Consider the following 16,473-nt stretch of genomic DNA (forward strand, 5'->3'; position numbering starts at 1 on the left):
CGCCCTCAGTTCTGCAATACGGACGACACCAGCAGCTGGGTATACGGATGATGGGGATCGTCGAGCACGCGGTCGGTTAACCCACTTTCCACCACCTGACCCTGCTTCATCACCAGCAAGCGGTCTGCCAGCAGGCGCGCGACGCCTAAATCGTGGGTGACAATCACCACCGCCAGGTTTAGCTCCACCACCAGGCCGCGCAGCAGGTCGAGCAGGCGAGCCTGCACGGAGACGTCCAGCCCGCCGGTCGGTTCATCCATAAACACCAGCTTCGGATGGGTGACGAGATTGCGGGCAATCTGTAAACGCTGCTGCATGCCGCCGGAGAAGGTGGTCGGCAGGTCGTCGATGCGCGAGGCGGGAATTTCAACCTCTTCCAGCCAGTGCTGCGCCGTGGCGCGGATGTTGCCGTAGTGGCGCGCGCCGGTGGCCATCAGCCGTTCGCCGATGTTGCCCCCCGCCGACACCTGGCGGCGCAGGCCATCCATCGGGTGCTGGTGCACCACGCCCCACTCGGTGCGCAGCAGGCGGCGGCGATCGGCTTCGCTCATGCCATACAGCGACACGCCCTCATACAAAATGTCGCCATTCTGCGGCGTCAGGCGCGCGGAGATGGACTTCAGCAGGGTGGTTTTACCGGAGCCGGACTCGCCGACAATGCCCAGCACTTCGCCCGGCCACAGCTCAAACGACACGTCGCTAAAGCCTTTGCCCGGCGCATAAAGGTGAGTCAGGTTATTAACCGAAAGCAGCGGTTTCATTGGCTGTTCGCCTCGCTCTGTTGGCGGCAGTAATCGGTGTCGGAGCAGACAAACATCCGTTTGCCCGTGTCGTCCAGCACCACTTCATCCAGATAGCTATGCTTCGAACCGCAGATGGCGCACGGCTCGTCCCACTCCTGCACCGTAAACGGGTGATCGTCAAAATCCAGGCTCTCCACACGGGTGTACGGCGGTACGGCGTAGATGCGTTTTTCACGTCCGGCGCCAAAAAGTTGCAGGGCGGGCATCATGTCCATCTTCGGGTTATCGAATTTCGGGATCGGCGACGGGTCCATCACGTAGCGGCCGTTCACCTTCACCGGGTAGGCGTAGGTGGTGGCGATATGGCCGAAGCGGGCGATGTCCTCATACAGTTTGACCTGCATGATCCCGTACTCTTCCAGGGCGTGCATGGTGCGGGTTTCGGTTTCCCGCGGCTCGATAAAGCGCAGCGGCTCCGGAATCGGCACCTGAAAAATCAAAATCTGATCTTCGGCCAGCGGGGTTTCCGGAATGCGGTGACGGGTCTGGATCAACGTCGCGTCTTCGGTTTTTTCGGTGGTGTTGACGCCCGTTACGCGCTTAAAGAAGTTGCGGATCGACACGGCGTTGGTGGTGTCGTCTGCACCCTGGTCAATGACCTTCAGCACGTCAGCCTCGCCGATCACGCTGGCGGTGATCTGAATACCGCCCGTGCCCCAGCCGTAGGGCATCGGCATTTCACGGCCGCCGAACGGGACCTGATAGCCCGGAATAGCCACCGCTTTTAAGATGGCACGGCGGATCATGCGTTTAGTTTGTTCGTCCAGATAGGCAAAGTTGTAGCCGCTTAAGTTAGCCATTGGCGCGCTCCCGTTGCAGGCGTTTCAGCAGTTCCAGTTCGGCCTGGAAATCGACGTAGTGCGGCAGCTTGAGGTGCGAGACAAAGCCGGCGGCCTCAACGTTATCCGCGTGGGCCAGCACGAACTCTTCGTCCTGTGCCGGGCCTGCAATATGCTCGCCGTAGTCCGGCGCCTGGAGCGCACGGTCAACCAGCGCCATCGCCATCGCCTTGCGCTCGCTCAGGCCATACACCAGCCCGTAGCCGCGGGTAAAGTGCGGATCTTCATTCTCTGGCGCGACAAAACCGTTCACCATTTCGCACTCGGTCATCAGCAGTTCGCCGATGTTCACCGCAAAACCCAGCTCTTCCGGCACGATTTCAATGTCGATATAGCCGCTGCGGATCTCTGCCGCGAAGGGGTGGTTGCGCCCGTAGCCGCGCTGCGTGGAGTAGGCCAGCGCCAGCAGATACCCTTCATCGCCGCGCATCAGCTGTTGCAGGCGGGACGAGCGCGAACAGGGATAGACCGGCGGCGTGCGGGTGATGTCATCCGGTGTGCTGCCGGTGTCCTCTTCCGCCTTCGCCAGCCCCTGGTTTGCCAGCAGGCTAAAGACGTGCGGGGAGGCGTCTTGTTCAGCGTCAGAGGCGCTGAGTTGCGGTGTTTCACCGTTCGCCAGCAGAGTGAAGTCCAGCAGGCGATGGGTGTAGTCGTAGGTCGGACCAAGCAGCTGGCCGCCAGGAATATCTTTGTACACCGCAGAAATACGGCGCTCTAATCGCATTTCCGCCGTATTCACCGGCTCGCTAACCGCCAGCTTCGCAAGCGTAGTGCGGTAAGCGCGCAGCAGGAAGATGGCTTCCACGTTATCGCCGCTGGCCTGTTTCAGCGCCAGCGCCGCCAGTTCGCGGTCCGCGATGCCGCCTTCGGTCATCACGCGGTCGACGGCCAGGTTTAACTGCTGTTCAATCTGGGCGACGCTCAGCTCGGGAAGGGCGTCATCCCCCCGGCGTCTGTGCGCCTGCAAGGCATGGGCGGCGGCGATCGCCTTCTCGCCCCCTTTGACGGCAACGTACATCAGCACACCTCCACGTGAGTGGTTCTCGGGATCGCCAGCAGGCGCTCGCCGCAGGTCAGGATCAGGTCGATACCGAGCGGGAACGGATGCGGGCGCTCGGTCAGCTCATGAATGATGCACTCCGGCAGCTGGGGGGCGACCATCCGCTCGTCGGCAATCCCTGCACCCGTCAGGCGCAGCATGCGGCCACCGCTCAGGCTGGAGACCTGCAAAATCAGCGTAGCGCTGGTTTCTGGTGCGACGGCGCTGCCTTCGCTCAGGGCGTTAAGCTGTTCGTGGCTGATTTGCTCGTCGGCCACGGCGAAGACCGCCTGCTGGGGCTGCTCGACCAGCGGCGCGTTGGTGTGAAAGCGCAGGTTCTGGCTGGCGATATCGTTCAGCAATGCGCCTGACAGCCATACCGGGGTGTCGTTGTCCGCCAGGGTCAGCAGCACGCTGGTCGAGGCGAGGTTCAGCGGCAGCCAGCCCTGGGAGAGCTGATGCAGCGAGACAATGACGCCCGGCTCGCTCATGGCTTTCAGCAGGCGACGGAAACTCTGTTGGGCATCCTGGACGGCCAGGGTAAAAGCAGGTTGAAGCGTCATGCGTTGTCTCCGCGAACGAGCGTAAAGAAGTCGACCCGGCTGGTATTCACTTCGGCCTGACGCGCGGCAAGGCGTGCGGCGCGGTCGGCTTCCAGCGGGGCAATAAGGGTTTCCATTAACGTCTGAAAATGCGGCTGTTCCTGTAAAAGCGCGTCGATCGCTGCGCAGCGCTCGGCGTGCGTTTTGTCGCGCCCAAGTACGTAGCCGTAGCCCAGCGTGCCGCTTTTCAGGCGGATCACCGCGCGGGTGAGGGTGGCATCGCCGGCGAAGAAGCGCTCGCCGGTGCCGCCCATGCGTGCCTGGATCTGCACCAGGCCGATCTCCGGCGCGCGGATCGTGTCGTAGTCCGGCGTCAGGCCGAGCGTGCTCATGCGGGCAGCCAGCGCATTAGGCTGGCTGTGGGCCAGCACGCGCATCCAGCGCTGACGAGTGGAGGTGTCGAAGTGCATTCAGTGCTCCATGGTAAATTCAATCATGTCGGCGCGGGTCAGGCTGACGGAGTATTCCGTTGCGTTGACGTCGCCGTCACGGTGGTTGAGGGTGCGCACGCAGAGCAGCGGGGCCATGTTGGGGATCTCCAGCACCTTGCTCTCTTTCGCCTGCGCGCGGCGGGCGCTGATGCGCGTCTGGGTGCGTTTGAGCGCGATACCCGTCGCGTTCTGAAGAAAATCATGCAGGGAACCGCTGGCGAAATGTTGCAGCACGGGCCAGAGGGTGAGGTCCGCGAAGTAGTGGTCGATCTGACAGACCGCCACGCCGTTCACCCGGCGCAACGTGCGCAGGTGAACGACGTTGTCGCCCTCCTGAATCCCCAGCGCGTCCGCCACGTGGCGGGAGGCGGGGCGCAGGACTGACAGCAGCTTTTCGCTGGTGGGGTGGCTGCCCTGATCGAGCAGGTTCTGGCTAAAACGCGCCTGGGCATTGAGCGGGTAGTCGAACGGACGCATCAGCACCAGCACGCCGACGCCCTGACGGCGCTGGACCCAGCCGCGCTCCACCAGTTGATCGATGGCGCGACGCAGGGTGTGGCGATTCACTTCGTAGCGGTCGGCAAGCTGCTGCTCGGCGGGCAGGTAGTCTCCGCAGCGGTAGTGCGTGCGCAGCTCCACTTCGAGCTTTGCCGCAATCTCTTGCCAGCGGGTGGGGTAACTGGTCGGATGTCTGGATAAGTGCATACAAATCAAAGCCTCGCTTCTCAGATGAAGTGCTTACGCAAACGTTGAGAGAGGAAATCCAGCAGGCTGACGGTGACGATGATGAGCACCATCAGGGCGCAGGTTTGCTGGAACTGGAAACCACGAATGGCTTCCCACAGGGTGACGCCAATGCCGCCTGCGCCCACCATGCCGACCACGGTGGCGGAGCGAACGTTGGACTCGAAGCGGTACAGGGAGTAGGAGATGAGCAACGGCATCACCTGCGGCAGGACGCCGTACAGGATCTCTTCGATTTTGTTCGCTCCGGTTGCGCGGATGCCTTCCACCGGGCCGGGCTCGATGGCTTCAACCGCTTCGGAGAGCAGCTTGGAGAGCACGCCGGTGGTGTGGATGAACAGCGCCATCACGCCCGCGAACGGACCCAGGCCGACGGCGACCACGAACAGCATCGCAAAGACCATTTCGTTGATGGCGCGACAGGCGTCCATCAGGCGACGCATCGGCTGGTAGATCCACCACGGCACGATGTTTTCGGCGCTCATCAGGCCAAACGGAATGGAGAGGATCACGGCGAGGGCGGTGCCCCAGACGGCAATTTGCAGGGTGATCGCCATTTCACCGAGGTAGTCCTGCCACTGGCTGAAGTCCGGCGGGAAGAAGTCGGCGGCGAAGGTCGCCATGTTGCCGGAATCTTTGAAGAGCAGCAGCGGATCCATCTCCGCGCCCTTCCAGGAGATAACGAGCACCGCCAGCAGAACGGCCCAGCTTATGAGCGAGAACCAGCTGCGCTTTGGCGGCGGGAGGGTGATGGTTTGCATGTTTTACTCCGTGGCTCTTTGTGTGCCGGATGGCGCTACGCTTATCCGGCCTACGATCTGTTCTCCCTCTCCCTGTGGGAGAGGGCCGGGGTGAGGGCATCAGCGTGCGTATTTCCCCCTCACCCTCAAGGGAGAGGGAGAAAAGCGTTACTGCACCGCTTTATTCACGCTGGTCATGGCGCCGAGCGCGGCGGTCAGGCGGTCGAGATCGTCCAGCTGCGCCTGAATTTCCGACACTTTGCTGGTCTTCTCTTCTTCCTTCAGACCCTTGTTGTCCTTCACGCCCTGCATCTGCTTGAACAGCGCCAGCTGGCGAATCGGCACCAGCTGCAAATCGCTGGACGCGCGGAACGGCGCCCAGCCCAGACGCGCCAGAACCGCTTTCTCTTCCGGCGTTTTGCCGTAGTTCATAAAGAAGTCGTAGACCTTGTCCTTGGTATTCTCAGAGAGGTTTTTGCGCCACACGATCGGGTCGCCCGGGATCAGCGGCGATTTCCAGATAACCTTGATTTCCTTCAGCTTGTCCGGCGCGGAGGTCTTCAGCTTGTCGAGGTTTTCAGTGTTGTTGGTGGCGACGTCAACCTGCTTATTCGCCACGGCCAGGGCGTTGGTTTCGTGGCTGGCGTTGACCGTGCGCTTAAAGTCGCTGGCGGAGACGTTGTTTTTCGCGAAGACGTAATAGCCAGGGACGAGGAAGCCGGAAGTGGAGTTCGGGTCGCCGTTACCAAAGGTCAGCTCTTTGCGTTTGGCGAGCATGTCGTTGAGATTGTTGATCGGGCTGTCTTTGTTAACGATCAGCACGCTCCAGTAGCCCGGGGAGCCGTCTGCCGCAACGGTCTGGGCGAAGACTTGGCCGTTCGCGCGATCTACCGCTTCCATAGCAGAGAGGTTGCCATACCAGGCGATGTCGACTTTGTTGAAGCGCATTCCCTGAATGATGCCCGCGTAGTCCGGGGCGAAGAAGGCGTTTACTTTGATCCCCAGTTTGGTTTCCATATCTTTCAGGAACGGTTCCCACTGCGGCTTCAGGTTTTGCTGTGATTCCGTTGAAATGATGCCAAAGTTCAGCGCTTTTTCCTGTTCCTCAGCGTAAGCAGGGCTTAGCAGGGTGCTGATGCTGAACATGCTGGTGAAGGCCAGCGCGGCAACGGCTTTGTAGTTCATGTCCATTCCTCGTTATGGGGACGTTAAGCAGCCTGCGCGCGCTCTTCGACGCGGTTTACGCTGCGGTAGAGATGATCGAAACGTTCGTTATCAAACTGGTGGCTTGCGCCATCGAAGAACACATGGCCCTGACGCAGGGCGACGATGCGCTCGCAGTAGCGCAGGGCGTAATCCACCTGATGCAGCGTCACCACCACGGTGATGCCGTCGTTCTGGTTGATGTCGCGCAGGGTTTCCATCACGATGCGGGCCGATTCCGGGTCCAGCGAGGCGATAGGTTCATCGGCCAGAATGATTTTGGCTTTCTGCGTCAGGGCGCGGGCGATGGCGACGCGCTGCTGCTGTCCGCCGGAGAGCGTGGAGACGCGCTGGTGGGCGAAATGCGCCATGCCGACGCGGGTCAGCGCCTGTAGGGCTTCTTGCTTCTGGGATGGGGAGAACCAGCGCAGGCAGGTGCGCCAGAACGGGGTGCTGCCGAGCGCGCCAATCAGCACGTTCTCGAGCACGGTCAGGCGGTTCACCAGGTTGAACTGCTGAAAGATATAGCCCGTCTGGGCGCGGCTTTTGCGAATATCGCTCGCCAGACGCCCCGCATGTTGCACGGTGTTACCCAGCAGTTCGACGCGGCTTTCCGGCGTTTTGTCACAGGTAATCAGGCCGCTCAAGTGACGAAGAAGGGTTGATTTACCTGAACCAGACGGCCCCAACAGCGCCACCATTTCGCCCTGCTGGACGGTCAGATCAACGGCATGCAGCGCCTTGTTGTGATGGAAGGTTTTGCTCAGTTTCTCGACGCGAATGACAGTTTGCATGTGCCGGGCCTCACGATAAATGTGGCCTCATGCTGGCGCATCAATATGACATTTGGGTTAAGTCTCGGTTGCGGGAATTTGAAGAGTTGAGGGGAGTTTGATGACAATCACCGCAGGCCCGGTCAGCGCAGCGTCTCCGGGCGCTGTTGCCGGATGCGCTGCGCTTATGTGGCCTACGATTTAACGACGTTAATCATCCACGGCACGCCGTATTTATCGGTGACTTTCCCGAATCCGTGCGCCCAGAAAGTCTCCTGCCAGGCCATTTCGACATTGCCGCCATCAGAGAGGTTGTCGAACCAGCGTTTGCCTTCATCCACGTCCTGCGTGTCGAGCACCAGCGTAAATCCGGCGTACTGCGTGTTGCTACCGGGTGGCAGACCATCGCTCATCATGATATCGCTGCCGGCAATGCGGACATTAGAGTGGGCGATGGCGGTATCCGGGAAGTTCATGCCTGACGGACAGCCTTCTTCGCTGTTTTCGTCTTTGGGCATTTCGCCGAAGGTGATTTTGTAGAGGAGTTCTGCGCCGATGGCCTGCTGATAGAAGGCGGTCGCCTCCGCACAGTTGCCGGCGAAAGAGATGTAGGGACTTAACGGCATAATCTTTACCTCACGTAAGAAAAGCCCGTTAAGTCTAGTTCCCGAACGCCCGGTAAGCGAAGCGTCACCGGGCGGGACAATCAGTTCTTTTTCACGAACTCAGATTTCAGTTTCATCGGACCGAAGCCGTCAATTTTGCAGTCGATATTATGATCGCCTTCAACCAGACGGATATTTTTGACTTTAGTGCCGATCTTCAGCATGGAGGAACTGCCTTTTACCTTCAGATCTTTCACAACGGTAACGCTGTCGCCGTCTGCCAGCAGGTTGCCGTTCGCGTCTTTCACGATCAGCGCATCGCTGTCCTGTGCAGGCTCCGCATCGTTCCATTCATGGGCGCATTCCGGGCAAACGAACATGCCATTGTCTTCATAGGTGTATTCAGAATTGCATTTCGGGCAGTGTGGAAGTTGCATGTTGGTATCCTCAAAAGTGTTAACACGCTGGAAAACGCCAGCTAAATGACGGCAGTGTGCCGAAAAAGGCAGCGAGTATAACGCAAATCCCCACTTTTGTCGGTGATATTGTTTTATAAAAATAGCGCATAAATGCGCAAGCGATGACACGAAATGTCAGTGAATTAAGGGAATCTTAATCCCTGTACGGCAGAGATCGTAATCATGCAAAATGTATCGAATATTTTATTACAGCAAATTGCTACGCTGTGCCATTTCGGATAAGGTGAAGGAACAAGCCGTTATTTATCTATCCTCTTCTGACGCCATACATCTTTTGGCGCCAGGGAATACCTCTCTTTTTTGGTGGGTAAATAACGATGATATATCCTGATGTTTCCTGAAAATGCGTTTTGTCTATTCACTTTTGGCTTTCTGGCCAGGGGATGTTTTACACGTATTACGAGGGTGGTTTTTAAATTCTCATTATCTTCAGTTAGTTGTATTAAATGAACATGTTTTCCATACGTGATCATATAAGCCTGAAAAGTATAATTAAAACATCGTGGCTTAATAAAAGTAATAAATTTGCGTTAAGGGAAGGCTTTTATCATGCACACACAGACCATATTTGAATTAAGCCAGGAAGCTGAACGATTGTTACAGCTCGCTCTGAACAATCTTGATTCATTAAAATCTATGCCGATTGCAAAGCTGGATAGCACAGCCGCTGCGATGAGCGGCGTTAATAACAACGTTTTGCCGTTACATTTTAGCGCACGGGGTGTCGACGCTCAGCAGGCGATGCTGAATAACGAATTACGCAAAATAACCCGCCTCGAAATGGTGCTGGCGATTGTGGGTACCATGAAAGCGGGAAAATCGACCACCATTAATGCGATTGTGGGCACGGAAGTGCTGCCGAACCGCAATCGTCCGATGACGGCACTTCCCACGCTGATCCGCCATACGCCGGGCCAGAAGGAGCCGGTACTGCATTTTTTGCACGTTTCGCCCATCGATACCCTGATTACCCAGTTGCAGAAAAAACTGTGCGATAAAGATCGCGGCAAGCTGGCGCGGCGTCTGGAAATCGACAAGGACATGAATACGCTGCTGGAGCGCATAGAAAGAGGTGAGGCGTTTGAAAAACATCACCTGGGCGCGGAGCCCATCTTTCATTGTCTGAAAAGCCTGAACGATCTGGTGCGGCTGTCTCAGGCGCTGGGCGTGGAGTTTCCGTTCTCTGAGTATGCCGCGATAGAACATATTCCGGTGATTGAGGTGGAGTTTGTGCATCTCGCCGGTCTGGATGCGCACCTGGGGCAACTGACGCTGCTCGACACGCCGGGGCCGAACGAGGCCGGTCAGCCGCACCTGCAAAAAATGCTCAGCGAGCAGCTGGCGCGCGCCTCCGCCGTGCTGGCGGTGATGGACTATACACAGCTTAAATCTATTTCTGATGCGGAGGTTCGTCAGGCAATTTCGGCTGCCGGCAAATCCGTGCCGCTTTACGCCCTGGTCAACAAATTCGATCAGAAAGATCGTAACAGCGACGATGAAGAGCAGGTGCGGGCGATGATTTCCGGCACGCTGATGAAAGGAAATATTTCTCCGGGGCAAATTTATCCGGTCTCTTCCATGTGGGCCTATCTGGCAAACCGCGCCCGCTATGAGATGAACGTTCATGGGCGCCTTCCCGATCATCAGGATCAGCGTTGGGTACAGGATTTTGCCGAGGCCGCGCTGGGCCGCCGCTGGCGAACGGCCGACCTGGACGATATTGACCATATTCGCCATGCGGCGGATCTGCTGTGGGAGGATTCGCTGTTCGAACAGCCCATCCGCAAACTGATTTACGCGGCTTACGCCAACGCCTCGCTGTTCGCTTTGCGGTCGGCATCGCATAAGCTGCTGAACTATGCGCAAAATGCCAGAGAATACCTGGATTTTCGCCATCAGGGACTGACGGTCGCTTTTGATGAGCTGGAGCTGAATATTGCGCGTCTGGAAGAGGATATGACGTTGCTGCGTCAGCGGCAGAGCGTGGTGAGCGATGAGGTCCAGCATGAAGTTGAAGAGGCGCTCAACACAACGGATGCATTCCTGCTTCGCCAGAAAGGTGAACTTCACCAGGCGCTGGGCGACATTTTTAGCCGCCCGTCTATTCTTGATTTAGCAGGGCGCGAGCCATCCAGTTTGCGTGCAGACGACGCGGATGCAATCCAGCAGCTGGTGCTTGACGATGAAGGGCAGGCGCAGATTGTCCTGAGCAAGATTCGATCGTCATGCGAGCAGATTATGCTGAATGCGCAGAGCAGAATTGGCCGGGAGCTGGCGTTACGCTTCGATCAGCTGGAGTCTACGCTTGCCCGATCGTTGAATGAGGCGATGCGCCCTATCGAGACGCGAATCAAGGAACAGCTCAGTCATGCCGGATTTCGGGCGCGGATTAGCTTCCCGGCGTTTCAGGCAAACCAGCTTAATTTCAATACGCGCGGCTTATTTAATGATGCCATTGTGCAGGACACCCCTCCCGCCAGTCAGCCAGCCGGGGCAGGCAGCGTACGTAATACCGTCTCGCGCTGGCTCAATAATCCCGGCTGGGGCTGGGAAGAGTATGTCGTGACGCGCACACGCTATGTCATCGACATCGTTCAGCTTCATGGCAAATTTACGCAACATATCGATCAGTTTTGCGATCAAATACGTAAAGCTTTGGCCGCGCAGGTCGATGTCTCTGTTACGGCAGGTATGGCAACGTTCTTTGCAGAGTTTTCGTTGTGCCTGACCGGGTTACAGGAAAGCTTGCGTGATAGCCTTGCCGTGCGGCAGCAGAATGAACATTCAACCCGGGCGCTTAGCCAGTTGTTGAAGCAAAGTATGACTACTGCGGCGTGGATTCAGGAAGATACCCGACTGTTACGCGATGATATTCAAACCTTATTCGCGGCAGAGCAACCATGACAACACAGCTACTGGACGGTCCCGGGCGGACGCTGGAGTGTATTCACCCAAAATTTATGGTCGATTTGGTCCAGGGGGCGGACGCTGCACGTCACTCCCTCCTGGGGCCACAGCAACTGCAATTTCGTGAGCGTTTGACGCAGGAGATCATTACGCAGACCCGGCTGCGGCCGTGGGCAATGGCGGGAATGCTCAACGAAAATGCAGCGCTGCGGCTGGGTCTGGCGGAGAAACTGGCCGGTATGCTCGACCCCGGACACCTTGCGCTGACCCGTATGTCCGACAGGCTGGTAGCCCTGCGCCAGCAGGTGAATCCACGCCTCCCTCAACCGCCCGGATTGTTGCAACAGTACGAAGAGCTCTCCTCACATTTCAACCAGCGTGCCGCCTATAAAGAGAAAGCGCTCGCGCAGCGCGGCCTTACGGTTCAGGCGGGTGAGCACAGTGAGCAAATTTTTACCCGCTGGCGAGCCGGGCAGTATGACGGCTGGTCGCTGGCTGGCCGCTGCTTTATCGTGCTGGAAGAGTTGCGCTGGGGGGCGTTTGGCGATGCCTGTCGTCTGGCGAATAGCGATGTGGCGGCCATGCTGAAAGATAATCTGCGCAGCATGGCCGCAAACTATCTGGCACAGGGAATTAATGCTTCTCCCACCACCCGGCATTTTTACCATCAGTGGCTGACGACGCCCGCTTCTCCCGGTCTGATTGATTATAAAGATATGCTGGGCTGGCTGGGGGACTGGTGTCAGGCGGATAAACATCCGGTGAGCTGGTCAGTGACGCAGAGCTGGCAAACGGTCGCGCTGGGAATGCCGAGACTCTGTTCGGCAAAACGGCTGGTGGATGGCATGGTGGAAGAGATATTTGGTACGTGATTGCCCCTCTTTTTAAGGAGGGGGCGAAAGGGTTAGTGGTGCATTTCTACCGCTTCAGGTTCTGTCCGGGACTCAGGCACATGCCCAAAGCGTCTGGCATACAGTGCCGTGATGACAGGGACCAGAATTGCCGTCACAATCACGCTGGCGGCAACCAGAGCCGTGGCGGAAGCGGCCACGGGTTCAAAGGCCGGGTTAATCTGGGCGATAATCACCGGGTTGGCTACCGCAGCGCCTGCGGCCGAAGAGGCGGCCACGCCCGCGGTTCCGTTGCCGCCTCCGATGACGCGGTCTGCAATAATCAGTGGAATACCCGTGATGACGATGACGGCAACACCCAGCACAATGCCCAGCAGGCCGGTTTCCAGAATCACGTTCAGGTTGATGGTATTGCCCAACGCGAAGCCGAAGAACGGGATCAGTACCGGGGTGGCTTTGCTGAAGAAATCACGCAGATCGTGATCGAGGTTGCCCAGCGCAAAACCAATCAGGAACGGCAGGATCGCCCCGACAAAATGGTGTGGTTCAAAAGAGGCAAGGCCGGCAGAACCCAGAATCAACATCGTCATCAGCGGACCCGACTCCAGGGACATCAGCACGAACGCGCCCGATTCTTCTTTGGTGCCATATTGATTCATCAGGCTGGCATAGAGACCGCCGTTGGTCATATCCATTGCTGAGACTATGGCCAGAACAGATAATCCGGCGAAGAAGCCGGTCTGAATTCCATTCTCCGGAATGAACATCGCACAGATCATCGCAACAACCCAGGCGACCGCAATTTTAGTAATGACCAGCGTCCCTGATTTACGTAATACCGTACCTGTTGCACGCAAGTTAATAGATGCGCCGATGCAAAAGAACCAGACTGCCAGAATCGGTACCGTTCCGGTAATCATACCTTTTGTAAAACCGCCAAAATAAGCACCGGTATTCGGGGCTAGCGTATTTAATATCGCGCCAAGTACCAGCGGGACCAGCATCATCCCGCCCGGGATGCGTTCTATTGTTGCTTTAATCTTCATCATTAACCCTCACATCTCGTCCGCATGGCTGGCGGAAAGCTCAAAAAATAGATCAACAAATTCAAACGATTGCCTTTTTTGGGACCAATCGATTCGTTATTTATGCTGTAGAGCGAAATTCAGGTGTTCAGCATTCCTTCATTTGAAAGCTGCTGGGATATCGTGTTCGGATTTATCATGCGATCTTTGGAATTGTGATTCAACGAAAATAAAACGCTGTTTTAGTTATCTTCGTCACATATTGAATGTAAACAGGATTGCCCACTGTTAATAATTGAATTTTGTGTAAATTTGCTGTGAAGAAATGTGCTTGCATTTTGTTTGGGGAAGAATAATAACGGGCGTTAAGATCTGTTTGATAAGGGGGTTTAGAATGACCTTATTTATCGTGAATTGACAAAAGCTGAAGGCAACTTACGAACAGGAAAAATATGTGTGAAGTTGATCACATATATAAACGCTGGTAGGGTAAAAAGGTCTTTAACTGCCCAGACAGGCGTCAACAGGTTCGGTTGTATTGAGGTAAAACGTCAATGTAAGTAAACCTGCTACGCTTGAATAAGGAGATTCGCATGGAGCGGGTCTCTGGTTCACAGCTTGCAAAATGCGCTGTGAAACGGACGGGGCTGAGTCTACGAGGAAAGCTATGCTTAGAAGGAAAAAAGTAAAACCCATCACGCTGCGCGATGTCACCATTATTGATGACGCGAAACTGCGCAAAGCGATTACAGCGGCCTCGCTCGGTAATGCGATGGAGTGGTTCGATTTTGGTGTTTACGGCTTTGTGGCCTATGCACTTGGTAAAGTGTTCTTCCCTGGTGCCGATCCCAGCTTGCAGATGATTGCTGCGCTGGGTACGTTCTCCGTTCCCTTCCTGATTCGTCCTCTCGGTGGCCTTTTCTTCGGCATGCTGGGTGATAAATATGGTCGCCAGAAGATCCTGGCTATTACCATTGTCATCATGTCGATAAGTACATTCTGTATCGGCCTTATTCCGTCGTATGCAACTATTGGTATATGGGCGCCGATTCTGCTGTTGATCTGTAAGATGGCGCAGGGCTTCTCCGTTGGTGGCGAATATACCGGCGCATCGATTTTTGTCGCTGAATATTCTCCGGACCGTAAACGTGGCTTTATGGGCAGCTGGCTGGACTTTGGTTCGATTGCCGGTTTTGTCATGGGCGCGGGGGTTGTGGTTCTGATCTCAACCGTAGTGGGTGAAGAGAACTTCCTTGACTGGGGCTGGCGTATTCCGTTCTTCCTGGCGCTGCCGCTGGGCATCATTGGGCTTTATCTGCGTCACGCCCTGGAAGAGACGCCTGCGTTCCAGCAGCACGTTGAAAAGCTGGAGCAGGGTGACCGTGAAGGGTTACAGGATGGCCCGAAAGTGTCGTTCAAGGAGATTGCGACCAAACACTGGCGCAGCCTGCTGACCTGTATTGGTCTGGTGATTTCCACCAACGTGACCTATTACATGCTGTTGACCTACATGCCGAGCTACCTGTCGCATAACCTACACTACTCGGAAGACCACGGTGTGCTGATTATTATCGCCATCATGGTGGGTATGCTGTTTGTTCAGCCGATTATGGGTCTGCTGAGCGACCGCTTTGGCCGTAAGCCATTCATTATTCTCGGCAGCGTCGCCCTGTTCGCACTGGCAATCCCGGCCTTTATTCTGATTAACAGCAATGTGCTGGGGCTGATTTTCGCCGGTCTGCTGATGCTGGCGGTGATCCTCAACTGCTTCATCGGGGTGATGGCTTCTACGCTGCCGGCAATGTTCCCGACGCATATTCGCTACAGTGCGCTGGCGGCAGCCTTTAATATCTCCGTTCTGATTGCGGGCCTGACGCCGACGCTTGCTGCTTCACTGGTGGAGAGCACGCAGAACCTGATGATGCCTGCTTACTATCTGATGGTCATTGCGGTGATCGGCCTGATTACCGGTATTACCATGAAGGAGACGGCGAATCGTCCGTTGAAAGGGGCAACGCCTGCGGCGTCTGATATTCAGGAAGCGAAAGAGATCCTGCGTGAGCACTACGATAATGTAGAGCAGAAGATTGAAGATATTGACGCAGAGATTGAGGCGCTCCAGACAAAACGCTCTCGCCTTGTCGATCAGCATCCGCGAATTAACGAGTGATAAAAAAACCCGCCGCTGGCGGGTTTTCTTTTATTAGCATCCTGCGGCAATATAGTCGCCGCCGGCGCTGACGGGGATCACCGTCAGGAACAGGATCGTCGCGAACAGTATCAGAACAACCCCTCCGGCAATTTTGACCATCGGCATTACCCAGTTCAGGGACGTGCCGCCGCCAAACCAGGTTACTGTGCGTTCACGCGCGTAACGTACTGCCAGCGACAGCCCCATAATCGACAGCGCCGTGCCCAGCGACATTGTCATCACAGCAGCAATCCCCCAGCTAATAATACCGAGCGCATTCGAGAACATCAGGATCATAATTGCCCCGCTGCACGGGCGTGCGCCAATGGCCAGCACCACGCCCAGACGGGTTTTCCAGTCGCTTTTAGTCAGATCCACCCCTACGCCGTGATGGCCGCAGCCACAGCGTTCATTATGCTGGTGAAGCGGCTTGATGGCGCTAATCGCCATTTTGCGCGGACGCAGGCTGCTGAGCGCCTGATAAATGATAAACGCGCCGAAGACGGCAATCAGCACGGCGCTGATTTTCTCGACGTACCAACGGCTGGTGCTGATATCTCCTGACGCGAGGTTCAATCCAACCGCCAGGATAAAGACAAAGACGATCGCGCTGACGCCCTGCATCATGCTACCGATAAACGGTACGACGCGCGCCGCGAGCTGGCTCTCTTTATTGGTGGTGAGATACGTGGTGACGATAAATTTGCCGTGCCCAGGTCCAACGGCATGGAGTACACCATAAAGAAACGCACCGGTTAACAACCATAGCCCACCGCTGTACTGATGATTATTAAGTTGCAGCAGATACATCACCAGATATCGGTGCAGGGTGATCTGGGTGGCGAGGCACCACTGAATAAAAGCATTCCAGTGCGTATGCAGTGCAAAACCTGCCATAAGTAACACCAGCATGGCGAGCCCGGCGGTTGGGATACGCCAGTCACGTTGAAGTCGTTGTGTCGTCATGAGGTTGGCCCGCGAGAGAAATATTTGCCGCTAGTATAGTGTTCAAATCGTTGGATCACACCGGGAACGTCAATAGATTGTGGATAAGTCTGTGTGTAAAAAGGTATAAGGCGGGGTTTTGCTGGGGAATACAGCAGTCAGTCATTTTTTTGCAACTTTTCTGTTGCGGTCGCTCGGGAACTCCCTATAATGCGCCTCCATCGACACGGCGGATGTGAATCACTTCACAGATAACCCGGTCGGTTGAAGAGAAAAAATCCTGAAATAACGGGTTG

The 16,473-nt window shown here is 56.3% G+C and carries 16 protein-coding genes; 3 read left to right on the plus strand and 13 right to left on the minus strand.

The genetic code is table 11. The annotated features are described in order from the left end of the window. Nucleotides 1-5: 5 nt before the first annotated feature. From phnK to ACOTWU_RS23425, 11 genes are all read right to left on the minus strand, one after another. Nucleotides 6-761: a phosphonate C-P lyase system protein PhnK gene (gene phnK, locus ACOTWU_RS23375; protein WP_015570221.1), complete on the minus strand. Its 756-nt coding sequence runs from the start codon at nt 759-761 to the stop codon at nt 6-8. Beyond that, the gene (gene phnJ, locus ACOTWU_RS23380; RefSeq protein ID WP_032652240.1) at nt 758-1,603 is read right to left on the minus strand and encodes an alpha-D-ribose 1-methylphosphonate 5-phosphate C-P-lyase PhnJ; all 846 of its coding nucleotides are present in this window, start codon (nt 1,601-1,603) and stop codon (nt 758-760) included. Before phnJ ends, phnK begins: the two co-directional genes overlap by 4 nt. Then, nucleotides 1,596-2,660, minus strand: a complete 1,065-nt coding sequence (locus ACOTWU_RS23385; protein ID WP_126499224.1) for a carbon-phosphorus lyase complex subunit PhnI — start codon at nt 2,658-2,660, stop codon at nt 1,596-1,598. The genes phnJ and ACOTWU_RS23385 overlap by 8 nt, the downstream gene beginning before the upstream one ends. Then, nucleotides 2,660-3,244: a phosphonate C-P lyase system protein PhnH gene (gene phnH, locus ACOTWU_RS23390; protein ID WP_003860219.1), complete on the minus strand. Its 585-nt coding sequence runs from the start codon at nt 3,242-3,244 to the stop codon at nt 2,660-2,662. Before phnH ends, ACOTWU_RS23385 begins: the two co-directional genes overlap by 1 nt. Then, nucleotides 3,241-3,693: a phosphonate C-P lyase system protein PhnG gene (phnG, locus tag ACOTWU_RS23395; protein ID WP_015570223.1), complete on the minus strand. Its 453-nt coding sequence runs from the start codon at nt 3,691-3,693 to the stop codon at nt 3,241-3,243. The genes phnH and phnG overlap by 4 nt, the downstream gene beginning before the upstream one ends. Next, nucleotides 3,694-4,419 (minus strand): phosphonate metabolism transcriptional regulator PhnF, encoded by a 726-nt coding sequence (phnF, locus tag ACOTWU_RS23400; RefSeq protein ID WP_047736615.1) that lies wholly within the window; start codon nt 4,417-4,419, stop codon nt 3,694-3,696. A 20-nt stretch (nt 4,420-4,439) separates the two neighbouring features. Next, the gene (gene phnE, locus ACOTWU_RS23405; RefSeq protein WP_017382653.1) at nt 4,440-5,219 is read right to left on the minus strand and encodes a phosphonate ABC transporter, permease protein PhnE; all 780 of its coding nucleotides are present in this window, start codon (nt 5,217-5,219) and stop codon (nt 4,440-4,442) included. A gap of 147 nt (nt 5,220-5,366) precedes the next feature. Beyond that, complete coding sequence (phnD, locus tag ACOTWU_RS23410) at nt 5,367-6,383, minus strand: phosphonate ABC transporter substrate-binding protein (protein ID WP_032104778.1); 1,017 nt, start codon at nt 6,381-6,383, stop codon at nt 5,367-5,369. A 23-nt stretch (nt 6,384-6,406) separates the two neighbouring features. Beyond that, nucleotides 6,407-7,195, minus strand: a complete 789-nt coding sequence (gene phnC, locus ACOTWU_RS23415) for a phosphonate ABC transporter ATP-binding protein (RefSeq protein WP_126499225.1) — start codon at nt 7,193-7,195, stop codon at nt 6,407-6,409. A 173-nt stretch (nt 7,196-7,368) separates the two neighbouring features. Continuing rightward, nucleotides 7,369-7,800 (minus strand): VOC family metalloprotein YjdN, encoded by a 432-nt coding sequence (gene yjdN / locus ACOTWU_RS23420; protein ID WP_032620760.1) that lies wholly within the window; start codon nt 7,798-7,800, stop codon nt 7,369-7,371. A gap of 80 nt (nt 7,801-7,880) precedes the next feature. Then, the gene (locus ACOTWU_RS23425; protein WP_003860206.1) at nt 7,881-8,216 is read right to left on the minus strand and encodes a zinc ribbon domain-containing protein YjdM; all 336 of its coding nucleotides are present in this window, start codon (nt 8,214-8,216) and stop codon (nt 7,881-7,883) included. A 591-nt stretch (nt 8,217-8,807) separates the two neighbouring features. Between ACOTWU_RS23425 and crfC the strand changes: the two genes are divergently transcribed. Continuing rightward, nucleotides 8,808-11,162: a clamp-binding protein CrfC gene (gene crfC, locus ACOTWU_RS23430; protein ID WP_015570228.1), complete on the plus strand. Its 2,355-nt coding sequence runs from the start codon at nt 8,808-8,810 to the stop codon at nt 11,160-11,162. Further along, complete coding sequence (locus ACOTWU_RS23435) at nt 11,159-12,037, plus strand: diguanylate cyclase regulator RdcB family protein (RefSeq protein ID WP_015570229.1); 879 nt, start codon at nt 11,159-11,161, stop codon at nt 12,035-12,037. The genes crfC and ACOTWU_RS23435 overlap by 4 nt, the downstream gene beginning before the upstream one ends. Nucleotides 12,038-12,069: 32 nt before the next feature. Here the strand turns inward: ACOTWU_RS23435 and kdgT are convergent, their stop codons facing one another. After that, nucleotides 12,070-13,062, minus strand: coding sequence for a 2-keto-3-deoxygluconate transporter (kdgT, locus tag ACOTWU_RS23440; RefSeq protein WP_017382657.1), 993 nt, complete (start codon nt 13,060-13,062; stop codon nt 12,070-12,072). 646 nt (nt 13,063-13,708) lie between these two features. Between kdgT and proP the strand changes: the two genes are divergently transcribed. Then, nucleotides 13,709-15,211: a glycine betaine/L-proline transporter ProP gene (proP, locus tag ACOTWU_RS23445; RefSeq protein WP_015570231.1), complete on the plus strand. Its 1,503-nt coding sequence runs from the start codon at nt 13,709-13,711 to the stop codon at nt 15,209-15,211. A 33-nt stretch (nt 15,212-15,244) separates the two neighbouring features. Here the strand turns inward: proP and ACOTWU_RS23450 are convergent, their stop codons facing one another. Beyond that, nucleotides 15,245-16,198 carry a nickel/cobalt transporter gene (locus ACOTWU_RS23450; RefSeq protein ID WP_126499226.1) on the minus strand — a complete coding sequence of 318 codons (954 nt, stop codon included), beginning with the start codon at nt 16,196-16,198 and terminating at the stop codon, nt 15,245-15,247. Between the last annotated feature and the right edge of the window lie 275 nt (nt 16,199-16,473).

It is taken from the genome of Enterobacter cloacae complex sp. GYL001 (assembly GCF_049237125.1).
Lineage (GTDB): Bacteria > Pseudomonadota > Gammaproteobacteria > Enterobacterales > Enterobacteriaceae > Enterobacter > Enterobacter hormaechei_C.